Source organism: Pseudomonas endophytica, assembly GCF_001411475.1.
In the GTDB taxonomy this organism is placed as follows: domain Bacteria; phylum Pseudomonadota; class Gammaproteobacteria; order Pseudomonadales; family Pseudomonadaceae; genus Aquipseudomonas; species Aquipseudomonas endophytica.
Genome location: NZ_LLWH01000229.1, coordinates 1 through 17,505, shown reverse-complemented (window position 1 = coordinate 17,505; position 17,505 = coordinate 1). Strand labels below are relative to the sequence as shown.

At 57.7% G+C, this 17,505-nt stretch carries 16 protein-coding genes, 1 pseudogene and 1 riboswitch; of the genes and pseudogenes, 11 read left to right on the top strand and 6 right to left on the bottom strand.

Translation table 11 applies throughout. The features are described 5' to 3' along the window. The 4 genes and pseudogenes from AQS70_RS21870 to AQS70_RS21855 form a co-directional block, all read right to left on the bottom strand. A pseudogene (locus tag AQS70_RS21870) lies at nt 1-303 on the bottom strand (metal ABC transporter ATPase); the annotation flags it as partial. A 40-nt stretch (nt 304-343) separates the two neighbouring features. After that, a complete protein-coding gene (locus AQS70_RS21865) occupies nt 344-1,156 on the bottom strand; it encodes an aldo/keto reductase (protein WP_055104823.1) in 813 nt (270 codons plus the stop codon). Further along, nucleotides 1,153-2,328: an NAD(P)/FAD-dependent oxidoreductase gene (locus AQS70_RS21860; RefSeq protein ID WP_055104822.1), complete on the bottom strand. Its 1,176-nt coding sequence runs from the start codon at nt 2,326-2,328 to the stop codon at nt 1,153-1,155. The genes AQS70_RS21865 and AQS70_RS21860 overlap by 4 nt, the downstream gene beginning before the upstream one ends. A 77-nt stretch (nt 2,329-2,405) precedes the next feature. Next, nucleotides 2,406-2,738, bottom strand: coding sequence for a DMT family transporter (locus AQS70_RS21855; protein WP_055104821.1), 333 nt, complete (start codon nt 2,736-2,738; stop codon nt 2,406-2,408). A gap of 149 nt (nt 2,739-2,887) precedes the next feature. Here AQS70_RS21855 and waaA point away from each other — a divergent pair, with 149 nt between their 5' ends. Further along, a complete protein-coding gene (gene waaA / locus AQS70_RS21850) occupies nt 2,888-4,159 on the top strand; it encodes a lipid IV(A) 3-deoxy-D-manno-octulosonic acid transferase (protein ID WP_055104820.1) in 1,272 nt (423 codons plus the stop codon). A gap of 104 nt (nt 4,160-4,263) precedes the next feature. Here the strand turns inward: waaA and AQS70_RS21845 are convergent, their stop codons facing one another. Continuing rightward, a complete protein-coding gene (locus tag AQS70_RS21845; RefSeq protein ID WP_055104819.1) occupies nt 4,264-5,700 on the bottom strand; it encodes a TolC family outer membrane protein in 1,437 nt (478 codons plus the stop codon). A 179-nt stretch (nt 5,701-5,879) separates the two neighbouring features. Continuing rightward, nucleotides 5,880-5,985: riboswitch (TPP riboswitch) on the top strand. A gap of 154 nt (nt 5,986-6,139) precedes the next feature. On the opposite strand from AQS70_RS21845, the gene thiC reads away from it, so the two are divergent. Then, nucleotides 6,140-8,029 (top strand): phosphomethylpyrimidine synthase ThiC, encoded by a 1,890-nt coding sequence (thiC, locus tag AQS70_RS21840; RefSeq protein ID WP_055104818.1) that lies wholly within the window; start codon nt 6,140-6,142, stop codon nt 8,027-8,029. Nucleotides 8,030-8,170: 141 nt separating this feature from the next. Then, nucleotides 8,171-9,436: a putative hydroxymethylpyrimidine transporter CytX gene (gene cytX, locus AQS70_RS21835; RefSeq protein WP_156355259.1), complete on the top strand. Its 1,266-nt coding sequence runs from the start codon at nt 8,171-8,173 to the stop codon at nt 9,434-9,436. Between the two features lie 73 nt (nt 9,437-9,509). On the opposite strand, the gene AQS70_RS21830 is transcribed toward cytX, so the two are convergent. After that, the gene (locus AQS70_RS21830; RefSeq protein ID WP_055104817.1) at nt 9,510-10,247 is read right to left on the bottom strand and encodes an RsiV family protein; all 738 of its coding nucleotides are present in this window, start codon (nt 10,245-10,247) and stop codon (nt 9,510-9,512) included. Nucleotides 10,248-10,471: 224 nt separating this feature from the next. On the opposite strand from AQS70_RS21830, the gene AQS70_RS21825 reads away from it, so the two are divergent. The 8 genes from AQS70_RS21825 to AQS70_RS21790 all read left to right on the top strand — a co-directional run. Then, nucleotides 10,472-11,095 carry an NUDIX domain-containing protein gene (locus tag AQS70_RS21825; RefSeq protein WP_055104816.1) on the top strand — a complete coding sequence of 208 codons (624 nt, stop codon included), beginning with the start codon at nt 10,472-10,474 and terminating at the stop codon, nt 11,093-11,095. Next, nucleotides 11,086-11,538: a DUF1249 domain-containing protein gene (locus tag AQS70_RS21820; RefSeq protein ID WP_055104815.1), complete on the top strand. Its 453-nt coding sequence runs from the start codon at nt 11,086-11,088 to the stop codon at nt 11,536-11,538. The genes AQS70_RS21825 and AQS70_RS21820 overlap by 10 nt, the downstream gene beginning before the upstream one ends. Nucleotides 11,539-11,572: 34 nt before the next feature. Further along, on the top strand, nt 11,573-12,388 hold the full coding sequence (gene cpdA / locus AQS70_RS21815; RefSeq protein WP_055104814.1) for a 3',5'-cyclic-AMP phosphodiesterase: 816 nt from the start codon (nt 11,573-11,575) through the stop codon (nt 12,386-12,388). Between the two features lie 111 nt (nt 12,389-12,499). Continuing rightward, the gene (locus AQS70_RS21810) at nt 12,500-13,108 is read left to right on the top strand and encodes a YqiA/YcfP family alpha/beta fold hydrolase (protein WP_055104813.1); all 609 of its coding nucleotides are present in this window, start codon (nt 12,500-12,502) and stop codon (nt 13,106-13,108) included. A 52-nt stretch (nt 13,109-13,160) separates the two neighbouring features. Then, the gene (parE, locus tag AQS70_RS21805; protein WP_055104812.1) at nt 13,161-15,065 is read left to right on the top strand and encodes a DNA topoisomerase IV subunit B; all 1,905 of its coding nucleotides are present in this window, start codon (nt 13,161-13,163) and stop codon (nt 15,063-15,065) included. Next, nucleotides 15,065-16,045 carry an esterase-like activity of phytase family protein gene (locus AQS70_RS21800; protein WP_055104811.1) on the top strand — a complete coding sequence of 327 codons (981 nt, stop codon included), beginning with the start codon at nt 15,065-15,067 and terminating at the stop codon, nt 16,043-16,045. Before parE ends, AQS70_RS21800 begins: the two co-directional genes overlap by 1 nt. Then, a complete protein-coding gene (locus AQS70_RS21795; RefSeq protein WP_055104810.1) occupies nt 16,042-16,563 on the top strand; it encodes a retropepsin-like aspartic protease family protein in 522 nt (173 codons plus the stop codon). The genes AQS70_RS21800 and AQS70_RS21795 overlap by 4 nt, the downstream gene beginning before the upstream one ends. An 11-nt stretch (nt 16,564-16,574) precedes the next feature. Then, a partial coding sequence (locus tag AQS70_RS21790; RefSeq protein WP_277620605.1) for a DNA gyrase subunit A occupies nt 16,575-17,505 on the top strand: 931 nt, incomplete at its 3' end.

Genomic DNA, 17,505 nt, shown 5'->3' with positions numbered 1-17,505 from the left:
CACGCAGCCCGAGATCAATTTAAGGACCACGTCACCCCGATCCTGACGCCGTTGGCGCACCAGTACCCAATAATCACGGCCTTGCCAGCTGAGCGTCAGACGCACTGACACCCCAAGGTTGGCGAGCTCCAGCGCGAAACGCTGGGTGTCATCCACGCTCACCAGCCGGCGCTTGCTCAGGGTTTGCGAGAAGTTGAGCGGCATGCCGACACTTTGATAGCTCAAGCTTTCAGCCGTAGCCTCGACAAACAACGGCAGTGTTTTGAAATTACTGGGATTCTTGCGGATTAGCATTCGCGGCATGTCGGCTCCTTCTTGCGTCGGGGTCGGCCGTATCGGCGGCTTAGGCGCTACGCAGAACCTGCGTAACCATTGCCACGTTATGGGCCAAGTGCAGCGGATTGATAGTGCCGACAATAGCACTCGCCACCCCATGATGGCCAAACACCAGTTCGAAGCTGGCGCGCACGGGGTCAACACCGGGTTTTAAACACACATGGCCACTGGCCAAAGCTTTTTTCACTAAGATCGCCTTGCCGTGGGCATGGGCATAGTCGATCACCGGCTTTTCGGTCTGCTCATTAAGGTTGTAAGTGACCATGGCGCAGTCGCCGTTTTCCAAGGCTTTGAGGCCTCCCTCGACGGTTTTGCCCGAGAGCCCAAAACCGCGAATCTTGCCCTCGCGCTTTAGCTCGGCCAAGGTCGCGTACACCTCGCTCTGGTTGAGAATGGCCATATCATTGCCATCAGAGTGCACCAGCACGAGGTCTATAAAGTCTGTTTCTAAGCGTTGCAGGCTACGTTCCACCGAGCGGCGTGTGTGTTCTGCGCTGAAGTCGTGGCGTGACACACCGTTATCGAACTCTTCACCCACCTTGCTGACAATCACCCAGTCATGTCGTTGGCCGCGCAATAGAGGGCCCAGGCGTTCTTCACTGCGACCATAAGCGGGCGCGGTATCAATTAGGTTGATGCCTAAGTCGTGGCTCAGCTTGAGTAGCCGCTTGGCGTCATCGTCATCCGGGATCTGAAAGCCGCTGGGGTACTTCACCCCTTGGTCGCGGCCTAGCTTTACAGTGCCAAGGCCCAGTGGCGACACCAGCAGGCCCGTGCTGCCCAACGGGCGAAGGAAGTCATGCAGGGTCGCTTGGCTCATGGCAACAATTGCTCCCAGGCAGTTTTGCCCAAAGGCGGGCGAGGGAAGTTTGGCAGTGCGGGCAGGGCGCTCGGTTGAATCGCGTCGTGTTTAAGTGCACTGATTACACGGTCGGAGAAGTCCGGCGCCAGCGCCAGTTTTGTCGGCCAACCCACCAACAACCGGCCCTGATTGGCGAGGAAAGCGTTATCCGGTCGCACCAGCCCGGACTGCGCAGGCTCAGCACGATCGACCCGCAATGTGGCCCATTGCGCTTGGCTCAGATCAACCCACGGCAACAAATGGCTAAGCTCTTTTTTAGCCACGGCGATCTGTTCGTCAGGCGTGCGAGCCACGCCGTCAGCTTCGGCAATATCGCCGCCCAAATACCAGACCCATTCGCCATTCGCGGCCGGGTGTGTGGTAACGGTAATACGTGGCTTGGGGCCACCGCCCAAGCAGTGCGCATACAGCGGTTTAAGGCTCGGGCCTTTCACCAGCACCATGTGCAGCGGGCGCAGCTGTTGAGCGGGAGATTTGATCTTAGCGCTGGCCAGTAAGTCGGCGTTGCCTTGGCCGGCGCTGAGCACGATACGTTGCGCGAGAATCTCTTGGCCATCGACCCGCAGGCCGATCAACGCGCCTTGCTCAAACAGCGGCTCAATCGTTTGACCGGCCAACAGGCTGTCACCGGCAAGTTCCGCCAAGCGTTCGATCAAGCTAGGGACATCCACCACCAGCTCGGCCAAACGATAGACTTTGCCCTTGAAGCGTGGGTTTTGCAGGGCCGGGGGCAATTGATCGCCCTTAACCTGATCGACCCGACCGCGCACGGCCTTACTGGCAAAAAAACTGGTTAGATTACCCGCCAGCGTACCAGGGGACCACAGATAGTGCGCCTTGGAGAGTATCCGCACGCCGCTTAAGTCCAGCTCTCCGTCACCGTCAAGGGCTTCGCGCCAACGACGCGGCATATCGGCAATGGCTTCGGAGGCGCCGCTCAGCGCACCGTGCAGCGCGTATTTAGCGCCGCCATGAATAATGCCCTGAGACTTCAGGGTCTGCGCACCACCCAACGACTGGCTTTCAACCAACACGGTAGAAAACCCCTGACGGCGCAAACGGGCATTGAGCCAGAGGCCAGCAACACCAGCGCCGACAATCAGCACGTCGGTGGAAATAACAGATGCCATGGGCGACCTCAGCGTTTAAAGACAAAGACGCAGTATAAAGAAGCTTGCCGCTTAAAACTTGTAGCGTGCAGCGGCTTCTAGTGCCCCGCTGTTTTGGAAAACAGCTGAATCACCACCACGCCCAGCACAATCAGGCCCATACCGAGCATGGCGGGCACGTCGAGTTTTTGCCCGTATATAAAGAGTGCGGCAATACTCACCAGCACAATGCCCATGCCTGCCCACACGGCATAAGCGATACCCACGGGAATGGTGCGCACCACCAGCGTCAGCATCCAGAACGCCGTGGCGTAGCCTGCGATTACCAAAATGAGTGGCAATGGCGTGCTGAAACCTTTGACCGCTTTCATCGAAACGGTGGCAATGACTTCGGCGCAAATGGCGATAGCCAAGTAGTAATAGGCGGTCATGGGAGCACTCCTAAATGTGAGGCTGAGCAATTTACCAGTACGGCCTTCTGGTGGTTGTAAAAGTGTGTAGGCATGTTTAGCTGATGCTTGGGAGTGGCACTATGCGGTGCCATCATCGTTGATTCCGTTTTCAAGTAAACTCCCGGCCCATGAATAGAACTCTCTACACCTTGCTGTTTCATCTGGGGCTGCCGCTGGTGGCGATTCGTTTGTGGCTGCGCGCACGCAAAGCACCGGCTTATGCCAAGCGAATTGGCGAGCGCTTTGCGCTGAACTTGCCAGTGATGCAGCCCGGCGGGATTTGGGTGCATGCCGTGTCTGTCGGGGAAAGTATCGCGGCCGCGCCGATGATTCGGGCATTGCTCAAACGTTATCCGCAGTTACCCATTACCGTGACGTGCATGACGCCGACCGGATCGGATCGAATTCGCGCCCTGTTCGCCGAAGAACCGCGTATTCAGCACTGTTATTTGCCTTATGACTTGCCGTGGGCCGCCGCACGTTTTTTGAGTCGAGTGCGACCTAAGCTGGCGGTGATCATGGAAACCGAGCTGTGGCCGAACCAGAGCCACCAGTGCGCTAAACGTGGCATCCCCGTGGCGCTGGCCAATGCGCGACTGTCAGCCCGTTCGGCCAAAGGCTATGCGCGCTTCGCCAAACTCACCCGGCCGATGCTTGAAGAAATGAGCTTGATCGCGGCGCAGACCGAAACCGAAGCTGAACGCTTTCGTCAGCTCGGCGCCCGGCCTGACTGCGTGGAAGTGACCGGTTCGATCAAATTTGACCTGACCATTGACCCACAGTTACTGATCAACGCCCGCGAACTACGAGCGCAATGGCAGACGCTGGAGCGCCCGGTGTGGATTGCCGCCAGCACCCACGAGGGCGAGGACGCGGTGGTACTCGCGGCTCATCGGCAACTGCTCGCCAGTTACCCGAACGCCTTGTTGATACTGGTGCCACGCCATCCCGAGCGTTTCAATTCGGTGTTTGAACTGTGCCAGAGCCAAGGGTTTGAGACGCTGCGACGCTCAACCGCCACCCCGGTCAACGCCCAGACGCAGGTGCTGTTGGGTGACACCATGGGTGAACTGTTGTTCTTGTATGCCTTGGCCGACAGCGCGTTTGTCGGCGGCAGCTTAGTGGCGAATGGCGGGCATAACCTGTTGGAACCTGCGGCGCTGTCTAAACCGGTGCTGAGCGGGCCGCATCTGTTCAACTTTCTAGAGATCGCAGCGATGTTGCGGGACGCCGGGGCGTTGGCCGAAGTGGATGACGCGCAAAGCTTGGCGCAGGCGGTACGTCGTTTAATAGAACTGCCCCAAGATGCGCAGCGCATGGCCCAAGCCGGTTTGAACGTAATGCTCGCCAACCAAGGCGCTTTGCAGCGCCTGTTAGACGGCTTGGGACGGCTCTTGTAGGAGAGATGCCGCAGGCTGCGATCTTTTGATCTGCTTTCGGGCTAGGCGTCCAATCGCAGCCTTCGTGCCTCGTCAGCTCCTACAAGATTGCACACGCCCAACATTTAGCTGCCTGCGTTGCGGATATTGGCGGCGGCTTCCTTGGCCAAGTCGGGCGGCAGGAAGTCTTTGTCCGGGTTGTAATCGGCTTTCAAATAGCGTGACAGCGCATCCAGATCACCAGGGCTCAACGTGCCCGCGGCCTGTTTAAGGCGCAGGTTGTCGAGGATGTAGTCGTAGCGGCTGTTGTTGTAGTCGCGCACCGAGTTGTACAACTGACGCTGGGCGTCGAGTACGTCCACGATGTTCCGTGTGCCCACCTGATAACCGATTTCCGTGGCTTCCAAGGCGCTCTGATTCGAGATGATCGACTGTTTACGCGCTTTCACTTGCTCAACGTCAGTGTTCACCGCCCGGTGCAGATTGCGCGTGTTTTCTACCACTTGGCGGCGTAGTTGCTCGCGTTGTTGCTCGGTCTGATCCAGCCGTGAGTACGACTCACGCACCTGTGAGCTGGTCAGGCCGCCGCTGTAGATCGGGATGTTTAATTGAACGCCGATGCTGGTCTGGTTAACCGGGCCACCATAGCGCTGGTTCAAGGCATTTGGGTTGGTCAGACCAAAGGCGTCGTTGTCACCCGTTTTGTATTGCGCCACGGCGTCCACAGTAGGGGCGTGACCCGCTTTGCGCTGTTTGAGGGTTTCTTGAGCGGCGTCTACCGCAAAGTTACTGGCCAACAAGTTGAGGTTCTGCTGCGCAGCGGTGTCGACCCACGCTTTGGCGTCGTTAGGCATGGGCGGCAAAATCGGCAAGCTATGGCGCATGCCTTCAATGGCGATGTACTGGCGGTTGGTCAGCGTGACTAAAGCTTCAAACGCGTCTTCGACCTGACGCTGGGCAAGCATCCGGTTTGCCCGCGCAGTGTCAAAGCTGGCTTGAGATTGCAGCACATCGGTTTTATCCGACAGGCCCACGTCAAAACGCTCACGCGATTGGTCTAGCTGGCGCTTGAAAGCCGCTTCTTCGGCTTTGGTAGCCGCTAAGGTGTCTTGGGCGCGTAGCACTGAGAAATAGGCATTGGCGCTTTGCAGAATCAGATTTTGCTCTGTCGCTGACAGTTGTAACGCGGCCTGCTCATTAATCGACTCGGCCGCTTTGAGCTGGAACCAGCGATCAATTCGGAACAGCGGCTGGGCCAGTGTGGCCTGATACACCACCGCACTGCGGGTCGTGGTTAACGACGGTCTGTCGATGGAGGTGCGCACATTGCTAGACTCAGCGCCGCCTGACAGGTTGGGCAGCAAACCAGCACGCGCTTGGGGCACCACTTCCTTTTGGGCCGAGTAACTGGCACGCGCTGCCGCAAGGTCGGCGTTATTGTCGACGGCTTCTTGGTAAACACTGACCAAACCGTTTTGGCTGGATAACGGAGCGGGTGTATCCAACGCCATAGCGTTGGTCGCCCATGAAACGGCGATGGCCAGCGAGAGTTTGCGCAGCATGAGCGATCCCTAGTTCAATAGTGCGTAATGGATTACCGAGGCCGTGTGCTGGCACTCGTCATTGCAAGACGTAGCGAGTGTAGTAGCCGTGACACCTTGCAACAATGCTGATGTTGCCTATTTCGTAGCGCGGTTTATTTCAGTATTGGCGTTCTACCACGCAGTTCTTTATATTGGCCGTGTTCTTGTCGGGGTGCCTTGATATGAGGCTGAGATCGAATAATTTCGGATCCCGTTGAACCTGATCAGGTTAGCGCCTGCGTAGGGAACAAGATTTCTCGTCTCCCGGCGAGTCCTCTTGAGTGCTGTCCGGGATTGATTGCTCAAAAAATGATCAATCTTTCGAGGTCGTCACTCTGCATCCAGTCCTTGGGTGCGTCCGTGCTTTTTTCAGGTTCTCCCTCCGACAATCCACCTGGATGCAGTCTGGAGAGCCGTGATGAATACAACACTAAAAAACGCGATCAATCTCAGTGATTCGGCCAAGGTCGATGAGCAGTCGGTCAAGCCGTTTACCCGCTCGCAAAAAGTCTATGTACAGGGTTCGCGCCCGGACATTCTGGTGCCGATGCGTGAAGTCAGCCTGGATGTCACGCCCACTGATTTTGGCGGTGAGGTCAACGCGCCGGTATTGATCTACGATACCTCCGGGCCCTACACCGACCCTTCTGTGCAGATTGACGTGCGCCAAGGGCTGGGCGACGTGCGTTCAGCCTGGATCAATGACCGGGGTGACACCGAACGCCTGCCGGGCTTGAGTTCGAATTTTGGGCAAATGCGTCTTGAAGATGCCGAACTGACCAAGCTGCGCTTCGCCCACGTGAAAAACCCACGCCGGGCTAAGGCGGGTGTCAACGTGAGCCAGATGCACTATGCGCGTCAGGGCATCATCACCGCCGAGATGGAATACGTCGCCATCCGCGAAAACATGAAGCTGCAAGAGGCGCGGGCTGCGGGCTTGCTGGAGCAGCAACATGCCGGTCACAGCTTCGGCGCTAACATCCCGAAAGAAATCACCCCCGAGTTTGTTCGCGACGAAATCGCCCGTGGTCGCGCCATCATCCCAGCCAACATTAACCACGTTGAATTGGAGCCGATGATCATTGGCCGTAACTTCTTGGTGAAGATCAACGGCAACATCGGCAACAGTGCGCTGGGCTCCTCCATTGAAGAAGAAGTGGCCAAGCTGACGTGGGGCATTCGCTGGGGGTCGGACACGGTCATGGACTTGTCCACCGGCAAGCACATTCACGAAACCCGCGAGTGGATCATCCGCAACTCGCCGGTGCCAATCGGCACAGTGCCGATTTATCAGGCATTGGAAAAGGTCAACGGGGTGGCCGAAGACCTGACCTGGGAGTTGTTCCGCGACACCCTGATCGAGCAAGCAGAGCAGGGCGTGGACTACTTCACCATCCACGCCGGGGTATTGCTGCGCTACGTGCCGCTGACCGCTAAACGTGTGACTGGCATTGTTTCGCGTGGTGGCTCGATCATGGCTAAGTGGTGCTTGGCGCACCCCAAAGAGAACTTCCTCTACACCCATTTCGACGAAATCTGCGAAATCATGAAAGCCTACGACGTCAGCTTCTCGCTGGGTGATGGCTTACGCCCGGGCTCGATTGCGGACGCCAACGACGCGGCGCAGTTCGGTGAACTGGAAACCCTCGGCGAGCTGACCAAAATCGCCTGGAAGCATGACGTGCAGTGCATGATCGAAGGCCCAGGCCACGTGCCGATGCAGTTGATCAAAGAGAACATGGACAAGCAGCTGGAGTGCTGCGACGAGGCGCCGTTCTACACCCTCGGCCCACTGACCACCGACATTGCACCGGGTTACGACCACATCACTTCGGGCATTGGTGCGGCCATGATCGGCTGGTTTGGTTGCGCCATGCTCTGTTACGTCACCCCAAAAGAACACTTGGGCTTGCCGAACAAAGATGACGTGAAAACCGGAATCATCACCTACAAAATCGCCGCCCATGCTGCTGACTTGGCCAAAGGCCACCCCGGAGCGCAGATCCGCGACAACGCCTTGAGCAAGGCGCGTTTCGAGTTCCGCTGGGAAGACCAGTTCAACCTTGGCCTGGACCCGGACACCGCACGCTCCTACCACGACGAAACCTTGCCCAAGGACTCGGCCAAGGTCGCGCATTTCTGCTCCATGTGCGGGCCGAAATTCTGCTCGATGAAAATCACTCAAGAAGTCCGCATCTACGCCGCCAATCAGCGCATCGAGGCAATAGACGTCGACGTGGCCAAAGGCTTGGCGGAACAGGCTGAGCGTTTTAAGCAGGAAGGCAGCCAGTTGTACAAGAAGGTGTGATGTAAACATGTGTAGTCGCTGTCGAGGGACGAGGCTGCGATAAGGGCCGCAGGACCTTCAACAACAGGGTCGCTGCGCAACCCATCGCCGCCTCGAGCCTCGACAGTGACAACGGGTTTGGTCCTTTTCGAGAATGATGTTTTGAACACACCGAGCACTTATTCGCCGGATACCGCCGTCCCTTTGGACAAGCGCGTCTTCGGCACCCGCGATCTGTTTTCCCTGTGGTTCTCCCTCGGCGTCGGGCTGATGGTGTTGCAGACCGGGGCCTTGCTGGCGCCGGGTCTGGGCCTGTCGGGTTCATTGCTGGCGATTTTTCTCGGCACGCTGGTCGGCGTGGCGTTATTGGCATCGGTCGGGGTGATTGGCAGCGACACCGGCCTGTCATCTATGGCCGCTTTAAGCCAGAGCTTGGGCAGCCGTGGCGCCATGCTGCCGGCGCTGCTTAACGTATTGCAGTTGATTGGCTGGGGTTCGTTCGAAATCATCGTCATGCGCGATGCTGCCAGCCTACTTGGGGCTCGTGCGTTCAGCGAAGGCAGTTGGCTAAGCAATCCTGTGCTTTGGACCCTGTTTTTCGGTGCTTTGGCGACCTTGCTCGCAGTCAGTGGGCCGCTGACGTTTGTGCGCAAAATCCTACGCAAGTGGGGCATCTGGTTGTTGCTGGGCGCGTGCCTATGGCTCACTTGGAACCTCTTCGCCAAAGTTGACTTAGCCGCGTTATGGGCACAGAAAGGCGACGGTTCGATGCCGTTCGCGGTGGGTTTTGACATAGCCATCGCTATGCCGCTGTCATGGTTGCCATTGATTGCGGACTACTCACGTTTTGGCAAACGCGCCAAAAGCGTGTTTGGCGGGACTGCGCTGGGCTTCTTGATCGGCAACTTCTGGCTGATGAGCTTGGGCGTGGCCTACACCTTGGCATTCGCGCCAAGTGGCGAGGTCAATGCGCTGTTATTAGCGCTGGCGGGTGCGGGGTTAGGGATTCCGTTGTTGCTGATTTTGCTCGATGAATCTGAAAACGCCTTCGCTGACATTCACTCGGCAGCGGTATCCAGCGGGTTCTTAACGCGCTTTAAGGTTGAGCACTTGGCGTTGGCGATAGGCGTCATCTGCACGCTGATTGCCTTGCTGGCACCGCTGGCGCAGTACCAGAACTTCTTGTTGCTGATCGGATCCGTGTTTGCGCCGTTGTTCGGCGTGGTACTGGTGGACCACTTCATCCTGCGCAAACGCAGCACCGCCGTAACGCCGGGAGTGCTGCGCTGGCCCACGCTACTGGCGTGGTTGGGCGGGGTGGTGACGTATCACCTGCTGGCAAATCTGCTGCCGGATGTTGGCGCAAGCTTGCCGGCGCTGCTGCTGGCGGGGTTGTTGATGTGGGTGTTAGGGCGTAAACAGGTTTAATGCACTTTTTGCTAAGAGCTGCCGACAGCTGCGATCTTTTGATTTTAAGGTCCGCAGCTGTCGGGTATTAGTATCAACCGCGCCCCGGAATCCACTCCGGCTTCACTATCCCGTTCAAGCGCGAATACGGGATGACTAACTCAACGTTGCCTTCCGAGTAGGGGGCAATGCTGTACACGTCGTACTTGAGCACGACTGCGTCTTTGAGCAGCGCTACGTTCGGAGTTTGTTGGAATGGCCAGGTTTTGACGAATTGCGGGTCGTTGCCCAAGCGCGAATTAATCAACCAGCTGTTGTGCGCCACTTTAGCTGCGCCCCAAAAGGCTTTCTCTTGCCCAGGCAGAAGCATGTCTTGCAAGGTCAGCTCTTTGTGGTCTTTACGCGACCAGTTGATAAAACCACGCCCCGGCATGCCATGCGCGCCGCCTGTGTCTAGGTAGCTGATCAGCTCGATAATCACTAAGTCGTCATGCTGCTCACGTACTTTGGCTTGCAAGTACATGCTGTTGCGGGCGTCGGCGGCGCGCAAAAACTGTTCCCGATAAGCGCTCAGCGTCGGCGCCAGTTTGTCGTCGGGCGAGTTGACGGTCATTTTCAGCAAGCGCTGTTCGATCAAGGCGTCTAGCTGCGGATCGCTAGCGAAGTGTACGGTTTCAATGTTAACCAATGGGCAGTCTTCGCCATTGCAGCCCGCTTTGACTTGCTCGGAAGCGTCCGGGGTGAATGCCAGTGGTTTAGGTTCAGACATGCTCTGGCAAGCACCCAGCGCCAGGGCTATACAAGTCAGGGAAGCCAGTTTTAACAGTGACATGGTCGTCCTTCATCAACGAAAGAAAGGTGAGCGTAGGGTCCTTCGACTGCCAACAAGGGCGTCAGTTCGCCGCTAAGCTATAGGGTGCCAATTAGAGTTGGTTTGCAGGTAATTCGTCTATCCCTTACTTCTAAAAGGGGCTGCATCCAGAACCACAGGCGCGTTAGGATGCGCGATGCCGAGGGGGCCACCCACGGTGTGAATCTGCCAGCAAGAGGTTGTTAATGACTGATATCACCAAGGCCACGCCTAGCGCTGTCGAGATCGTCAAGCGCGAGAACGGCTATCAGGGTTTTTACAAACTGGACCGGGTTTCGCTGCGCCATGAACTGTTTGCCGGCGGCATGAGCCGTGAGATCAGTCGTGAAGTGTTTGTGCGCCATGACGCGGTGTGTGTGTTGCCCTATGACCCGCAGCGCGATGAAGTGGTGTTGATTGAGCAATTCCGGATCGGCGCGATGGGCAAAACCGAAAACCCATGGCTGATCGAGCTGGTGGCCGGGTTAATCGACAAAGAAGGCGAAGTTGAGCCCGAAGAGATTGCTCGCCGCGAAGGCGAAGAAGAGGCGGGGCTGACGTTTTCGTCGTTGTGGCCCATTACCCGCTATTTCCCGTCACCCGGTGGCAGCACAGAGTTCGTACATGTCTTTCTGGGGCGTTGTGACAGCACCCATGCAGGCGGTTTGCATGGGCTGGACGAAGAGGCTGAAGATATTCGTGTGACTAAATGGGCGTATGAAGATGCGCTTCAAGCGGTACGAGATGGACGTATTTCTAACGCGGCGAGCATTATTGCCCTGCAGTGGTTGGCGCTTAACCGCGCTGAAGTGAGGGGGTTATGGCTGTAAAAGAGGTCCGTGAACGCTACCGAGTTGACTTGATTGGCCTGCAAGCTGCCTGTGAGGCCAATTACGCACGCTTGATGCGCTTGTTGCCCGACATGCGCGAGCAACCCAGTGCGCGACGAATTGCGGTCACCCAGGGTGACCAAATGCTCGGCGTACTGACCCTTGAGGTCATGCTCGACTGTCCTTACACCAGCACCTTGCGCGTGCGTCAGGAACACAGCTTGCCGTGGTTGCCAGTGCCGGAGCTGCAAGTGCAGGTGTACCACGATGCACGCATGGCCGAAGTCATTGGCGCCGAACATGCACGGCGCTTTCGCAGCATCTATCCTTACCCGAATGTGGCGATGCACCAGCCCGACGAAAAAGCCCAACTCAATGTGTTTTTGGGCGAATGGTTGAGCCATTGCCTGGCCTGCGGGCATGAGTACGCTCAAGTCCGTTAGAGATTGATTTTTATCGCTGCTCGGGAGAGCCATCTTGCCCAACGTCTCCACGCTGACCACCGAAGACCCGGTGCTGCTGGTGCAACTGACCGACAGCCATTTGTTTGCCGATGCAGACGGTTCGCTGCTTGGGCTTAACACCTCACACAGTCTGCAAAACGTGGTCGCTAAGGCGCGCGCAGAACACCCCCGCGTTGATCTTCTGCTGGCCACTGGCGATATAACTCAAGACGGCAGCGTGGCGGCGTATCAGCGATTTCGACAACTGACCGGGCCGCTGTGCGCCAATGCGCGCTGGTTACCTGGCAATCATGACTATTTGCCCCACATGCGTGAGGCCGCGGTGCAGAGCTGTTTGCTAGATCCGGTGCTCGACATTGGTAACTGGCGGGTCATTGTCCTCAACTCGCAGGTCCCCGACGCGACCCCCGGCTACTTAGACGACGAGCAGTTGCAGTTGCTCGTCCGTGCCTTGAGCGAAGCGCCTGATCGTCATCACTTGATCACCCTGCATCACCATCCGGTGGCGGTGGGGAGTGAGTGGATTGAGCCGATCGGTCTGCGCAACGCCAAAGAGTTTTGGGCTGTGCTAGACCGCTTTCCACAGGTGCGGGCCGTCCTCTGGGGGCATATTCACCAACCCTTCGATCAACGACGTAACGGCGTGCGACTGCTGGCAACGCCTTCAACGTGTGTTCAGTTCACCCCCGGCAGCAAAGACTTTGATGTCAGCGGTGAAGCTCCGGGTTATCGCTGGATTCGTTTGGAGCCTGATGGCTCGCTGGACACCGGCATCTCCCGGCTGGATAACTTCGTATTTAAACCCGATTACAGCGCGAACAATTACTGAGTGGCCGGGTCTGGATTTATCTTGAAACGGCAACTCGCCCCTGAGTCAGGCTAAACTGCGCGTCTTTTATTGATACTGCGTTCGGCTAAATCTGTACTCGGGGGTAAATGCATGTCGGGTTCTATCTTATATATCCATGGTTTCAACAGCGCCCCCGAGTCGAAAAAGGCGTGCCAGCTAGTGTCTGTGATGCAGCGTTTGGGGTTGAGCGATCAACTGCGGGTCCCGGCCTTGCATCATCATCCGCGCGAGGCGATTGCCCAATTGCAAGCCGCAATCAGCGAGCTAGGCAGTCCATTGCTGGTCGGCAGCTCGCTCGGCGGCTACTATGCAACGTATCTGGCCGAACAGCATGGGCTCAAAGCCTTGCTGGTCAACCCGGCCGTCAGCCCGCATCGGATGTTTGACGGTTACCTGGGGACGCAAACCAACCTGTATAGCGGTGAAACGTGGGAGCTGACCCACGATCACGTGCTGGCTTTAAGCGAACTTGAAGTGCCCGCGCCGCAAGACCCGCAGCGCTATCAAGTGTGGTTGCAAACCGGCGACGAAACGTTGGATTACCGCCATGCCGAAAAGTACTACGCAGCTTGTGCGTTGCGCATTCAAGGCGGCGGAGACCACAGCTACCAAGGTTTTGCCCAGCAACTGCCATCACTGTTGAGCTTTGCTGGCATTGCTTTGCACCCGACTCAAATCATCGACTTCGCAGCCCTCTAAGGCGCTTGTTCAATGGACCCTATTTTTCATTTACGACTAACGACGAGACCCTATGGCCACTCCCAGCGCTAGCTCTTATAACGCAGACGCCATCGAAGTCCTCTCGGGCCTCGACCCGGTGCGTAAACGCCCCGGCATGTACACCGACACCAGTCGGCCCAACCACTTGGCTCAAGAAGTCATCGACAACAGCGTCGACGAAGCCTTGGCCGGTCACGCCAAATCGGTACACGTTATCTTGCACGCCGACCAATCGCTTGAAGTCAGCGATGACGGGCGTGGTATGCCGGTCGACATTCACCCGGAAGAAGGTGTGTCAGGTGTCGAGCTGATCCTGACCAAGCTCCACGCGGGCGGCAAATTCTCGAACAAAAACTACCAGTTCTCCGGCGGCCTGCACGGCGTAGGGATTTCGGTGGTGAACGCCTTGTCGACTCAAGTGCGGGTCAAGGTTAAGCGTGACGGCAACGAGTACCAAATGACCTTCGCTGATGGCTTCAAAGCCACCGACCTCGAAGTGGTTGGGGCGGTCGGCAAGCGCAACACCGGGACCAGCGTGTACTTCGCGCCGGACCCTAAATATTTCGACACCCCCAAGTTCTCCATCCTTGCCCTCAAACACGTACTCAAGGCCAAGGCTGTGCTGTGTCCGGGCCTGCTGGTCAGCTTTGAAGACAAAGCCTCGGGCGAAAAAGTCGAGTGGCATTATGAAGACGGCCTGCGCTCTTACTTGGTGGACGCGGTCAGCGACTTTGAGCGGCTACCGGATGCGCCGTTTTGTGGCAACTTTACGGGCACCAAAGAAGCGGTCGAGTGGGCGCTGTTATGGATGCCCGAAGGTGGCACGGCGATTACTGAAAGCTACGTCAACCTGATTCCTACGCAGCAGGGTGGTACCCACGTCAACGGATTGCGCCAAGGCTTGCTCGATGCCATGCGTGAGTTCTGTGAGTTCCGCAGCTTGCTGCCGCGTGGTGTGAAGCTGGCCCCAGAAGACGTGTGGGAACGCATCGCCTTCGTGCTGTCGATGAAAATGCAGGAGCCGCAATTCTCCGGGCAGACCAAAGAGCGTCTGTCATCCCGAGAAGCGGCAGCCTTTGTTTCGGGCGTGGTCAAAGATGCGTTCAGCCTGTGGCTCAACGCTAATCCTGAGCTGGGTATGCAACTGGCTGAGCTGGCGATCAGCAACGCCGGTCGTCGTCTCAAAGCCAGCAAAAAGGTCGAACGCAAGCGCATCACCCAAGGCCCGGCGTTGCCTGGCAAGTTGGCCGATTGCGCCGGGCAAGACCCGATGCGTTCTGAGCTGTTTTTGGTCGAGGGTGACTCCGCGGGCGGCTCAGCCAAGCAAGCGCGGGACAAAGAGTTCCAGGCCATCTTGCCGTTGCGCGGCAAGATCCTTAACACCTGGGAAGTCGATGGCAGCGAAGTGCTGGCCAGCCAAGAAGTCCACAACATTGCGGTGGCCATCGGCGTTGATCCGGGGGCCGCTGACATGAGCCAGTTGCGCTACGGCAAAATCTGCATCCTTGCCGACGCCGACTCTGACGGTCTACACATTGCGACCTTGCTCTGCGCCTTGTTCGTGCAGCACTTCCGGCCTCTGGTGGATGCAGGCCACGTGTACGTCGCCATGCCGCCGCTGTACCGCATCGACTTGGGTAAAGAGATCTTCTACGCCCTCGACGAAGCTGAGCGCGACGGTATTCTGGATCGTTTGGTGGCCGAGAAAAAACGCGGCAAGCCACAGGTCACGCGATTCAAAGGGCTGGGTGAAATGAACCCGCCGCAACTGCGTGAAACCACCATGGACCCGAACACCCGCCGTCTGGTGCAGCTCACGCTGGAAGACTTTGCTGCAACCTCAGAAATGATGGACATGCTGCTGGCGAAAAAACGCGCTGGTGATCGTAAGTCCTGGCTGGAGTCCAAAGGTGATTTGGCTCAGGTGCTGGCCTGATGCGCAGTGCCGTACTGGCGTTGCTGTGTGTCAGTGCGGCCCCGGTGCTGGCTGATTCAGTGCCAGAGCTGGCGTTGCAGTCCGAGCATCCGGTTACGGGTATGCGCGGCGGCAACCTGTCCGGGTTGGCGATGTGCCAAGGCGAGATGTGGGCGGTATCTGATCGTGACGATGATCAGCTTTACCGTCTGGATCCCCGCGCTGCGCAGTGGCAGGCCGAGACCGTTACTATCGAGGTGCCGAGCGTGCCCGAAAGTGGATTGCCGTGGGGCGTGCGCATGATGGGTAAAGCTATTAGCCCGCTGCGCGGTGGCGATTTGGATTATGAAGGTATTACCTGTGATGACGCGGGTAATCGGTATGTGGTCAGTGAAACCCACGCGGCAGTGCTATTGATCCCGCCGATCGGCGCGCCTTCATGGTTAAAAATAGACCCGGCGCTGGTGCGCCAAGCGCGTGCCAGCGGCATGTTGTTGCACTTTAATGCGTTGTTTGAAGGCATTGTGGTCAACCCGCAAGGCAATCAAATCTGGCTGGCGGCCGAACGTGAGCGCCGAGGGCTGCTGACCATCCGCAAAAAACAAAGTGTGTGGGACTGTAAAAGCGGTTGCGTATTAATGAGCGAAGGCGGGCTTGAACAGCCACCGCCTCAGCTCAAGGCCAAAGCCCAACACAAAGACTTTTCTGACTTAGCGCTGTTTGAGGGTAAGTTATTCACCCTTGAACGCATGGCCTATCGCATTTGCCGTCGCACCTTGGACACCGGTGAGGTTGAGCGCTGCTGGTCGTTTGCCAACGACGCGTTGACCCAGGAGCGCTTATACAAAAGCCCTTATGGCAATGCGGAAGCATTGATCATCGACGCCAAAGGCGCCTGGGTCGGTGTGGATAATGGCAGCCACGTACGCGCCGATGGCGAAAAGCGTCCTATCGTCTGGCGCTTTGCTGCCCCGCAAGGTGGCTGGAGTGCCCATTTATGAGCCAACAACCGGCAGGCAAAGGCATGGGGCGAATCTTCATGATCGTGGCCTGGTGCGCCGGTTTGTACTTGGCGACCCAGTTTTTTGGGCGCTGGGAAGAACGACAGCAAAACCCCAACACCGAAGTGACCTCGCAGCAAGGTCAGGGCTACATCGAAGTGACCTTGCGGGGCAACGTGCAGGGGCATTTTGTCGCCAGCGGCCGAATCAACAATGTGCCGGTGGAGTTCTTACTTGATACCGGTGCCACCGATGTAGCGGTCCCACAAGAACTGGCCAGGCAACTGGCATTACCTAAAGGCGTCCCCGTGACCTTAAGCACCGCTAATGGCCGTGTTCAGGGTTATCGAACGCAAATCGACCGCCTGCAACTGGGCGCTATCGTGTTGCGCAATGTGCGTGCGGTGGCGGCTCCGGGGCTTGAGGGCGAACAAGTGCTGCTGGGCATGAGCGCTTTGAACAAACTTGAATTTACCCAGCGCGACGGCACCATGCTGTTGCGCCAGACAACGAACTGAATGAGGTCCGCATGAGCGATTCCCTTGATCTCAGCCTAGACGGCGTAGAACGCCGGTCACTGGCCGACTTCACAGAACAGGCCTACCTCAACTACTCCATGTACGTGATCATGGACCGGGCCTTGCCGCACATCGGCGACGGCCTTAAGCCGGTACAACGGCGCATTGTTTACGCCATGAGCGAGCTAGGGCTGGACGCCGACGCCAAGCACAAAAAATCGGCGCGTACCGTTGGTGACGTACTCGGTAAGTTCCACCCGCACGGCGACTCGGCCTGCTACGAAGCCATGGTGCTAATGGCTCAACCGTTCAGCTATCGCTACACGCTGGTGGACGGTCAGGGCAACTGGGGTGCGCCGGATGATCCCAAGTCCTTCGCGGCCATGCGTTACACCGAAGCCCGTTTATCGCGTTACTCCGAAGTGCTGCTCAGTGAACTGGGCCAAGGCACGGCGGACTGGGTGCCAAATTTTGACGGCACCCTCGACGAACCTGCGGTGTTACCGGCACGTTTGCCTAATATCTTGCTCAATGGCACCACCGGTATCGCAGTGGGCATGGCCACTGACGTGCCGCCCCACAACCTGCGCGAAGTCGCGAGCGCCTGCGTGCGGTTGCTCGACGAGCCCAAAGCCACGGTTGAGCAACTATGCGAGCACATTCAGGGGCCGGACTACCCGACTGAAGCCGAAATCATCACCCCACGCGCCGACTTGCTAAAGATCTACCAGACCGGCCGTGGCTCGGTGCGCATGCGTGCCGTGTACCACGTTGAAGACGGCGACATCGTCGTCACCGCGTTGCCGCACCAAGTGTCTGGCGCCAAGGTGCTGGAACAAATAGCAGCGCTGATGCAGGCCAAGCCGACCAAACTGGCGATGGTGACCGACCTGCGAGATGAGTCCGACCACGAAAACCCGTGCCGCCTCGTGATCATCCCGC

Bases quoted from the DNA above. Each gene is read 5' to 3' on its own strand.
- AQS70_RS21865 (WP_055104823.1), bottom strand. From the start codon at position 1,156: ATGAGCCAAGCGACCCTGCATGACTTCCTTCGCCCGTTGGGCAGCACG.
- AQS70_RS21860 (WP_055104822.1), bottom strand. From the start codon at position 2,328: ATGGCATCTGTTATTTCCACCGACGTGCTGATTGTCGGCGCTGGTGTT.
- AQS70_RS21855 (WP_055104821.1), bottom strand. From the start codon at position 2,738: ATGACCGCCTATTACTACTTGGCTATCGCCATTTGCGCCGAAGTCATT.
- waaA (WP_055104820.1), top strand. From the start codon at position 2,888: ATGAATAGAACTCTCTACACCTTGCTGTTTCATCTGGGGCTGCCGCTG.
- AQS70_RS21845 (WP_055104819.1), bottom strand. From the start codon at position 5,700: ATGCTGCGCAAACTCTCGCTGGCCATCGCCGTTTCATGGGCGACCAAC.
- thiC (WP_055104818.1), top strand. From the start codon at position 6,140: ATGAATACAACACTAAAAAACGCGATCAATCTCAGTGATTCGGCCAAG.
- AQS70_RS21830 (WP_055104817.1), bottom strand. From the start codon at position 10,247: ATGTCACTGTTAAAACTGGCTTCCCTGACTTGTATAGCCCTGGCGCTG.
- AQS70_RS21825 (WP_055104816.1), top strand. From the start codon at position 10,472: ATGACTGATATCACCAAGGCCACGCCTAGCGCTGTCGAGATCGTCAAG.
- AQS70_RS21820 (WP_055104815.1), top strand. From the start codon at position 11,086: ATGGCTGTAAAAGAGGTCCGTGAACGCTACCGAGTTGACTTGATTGGC.
- AQS70_RS21810 (WP_055104813.1), top strand. From the start codon at position 12,500: ATGTCGGGTTCTATCTTATATATCCATGGTTTCAACAGCGCCCCCGAG.
- parE (WP_055104812.1), top strand. From the start codon at position 13,161: ATGGCCACTCCCAGCGCTAGCTCTTATAACGCAGACGCCATCGAAGTC.
- AQS70_RS21800 (WP_055104811.1), top strand. From the start codon at position 15,065: ATGCGCAGTGCCGTACTGGCGTTGCTGTGTGTCAGTGCGGCCCCGGTG.
- AQS70_RS21795 (WP_055104810.1), top strand. From the start codon at position 16,042: ATGAGCCAACAACCGGCAGGCAAAGGCATGGGGCGAATCTTCATGATC.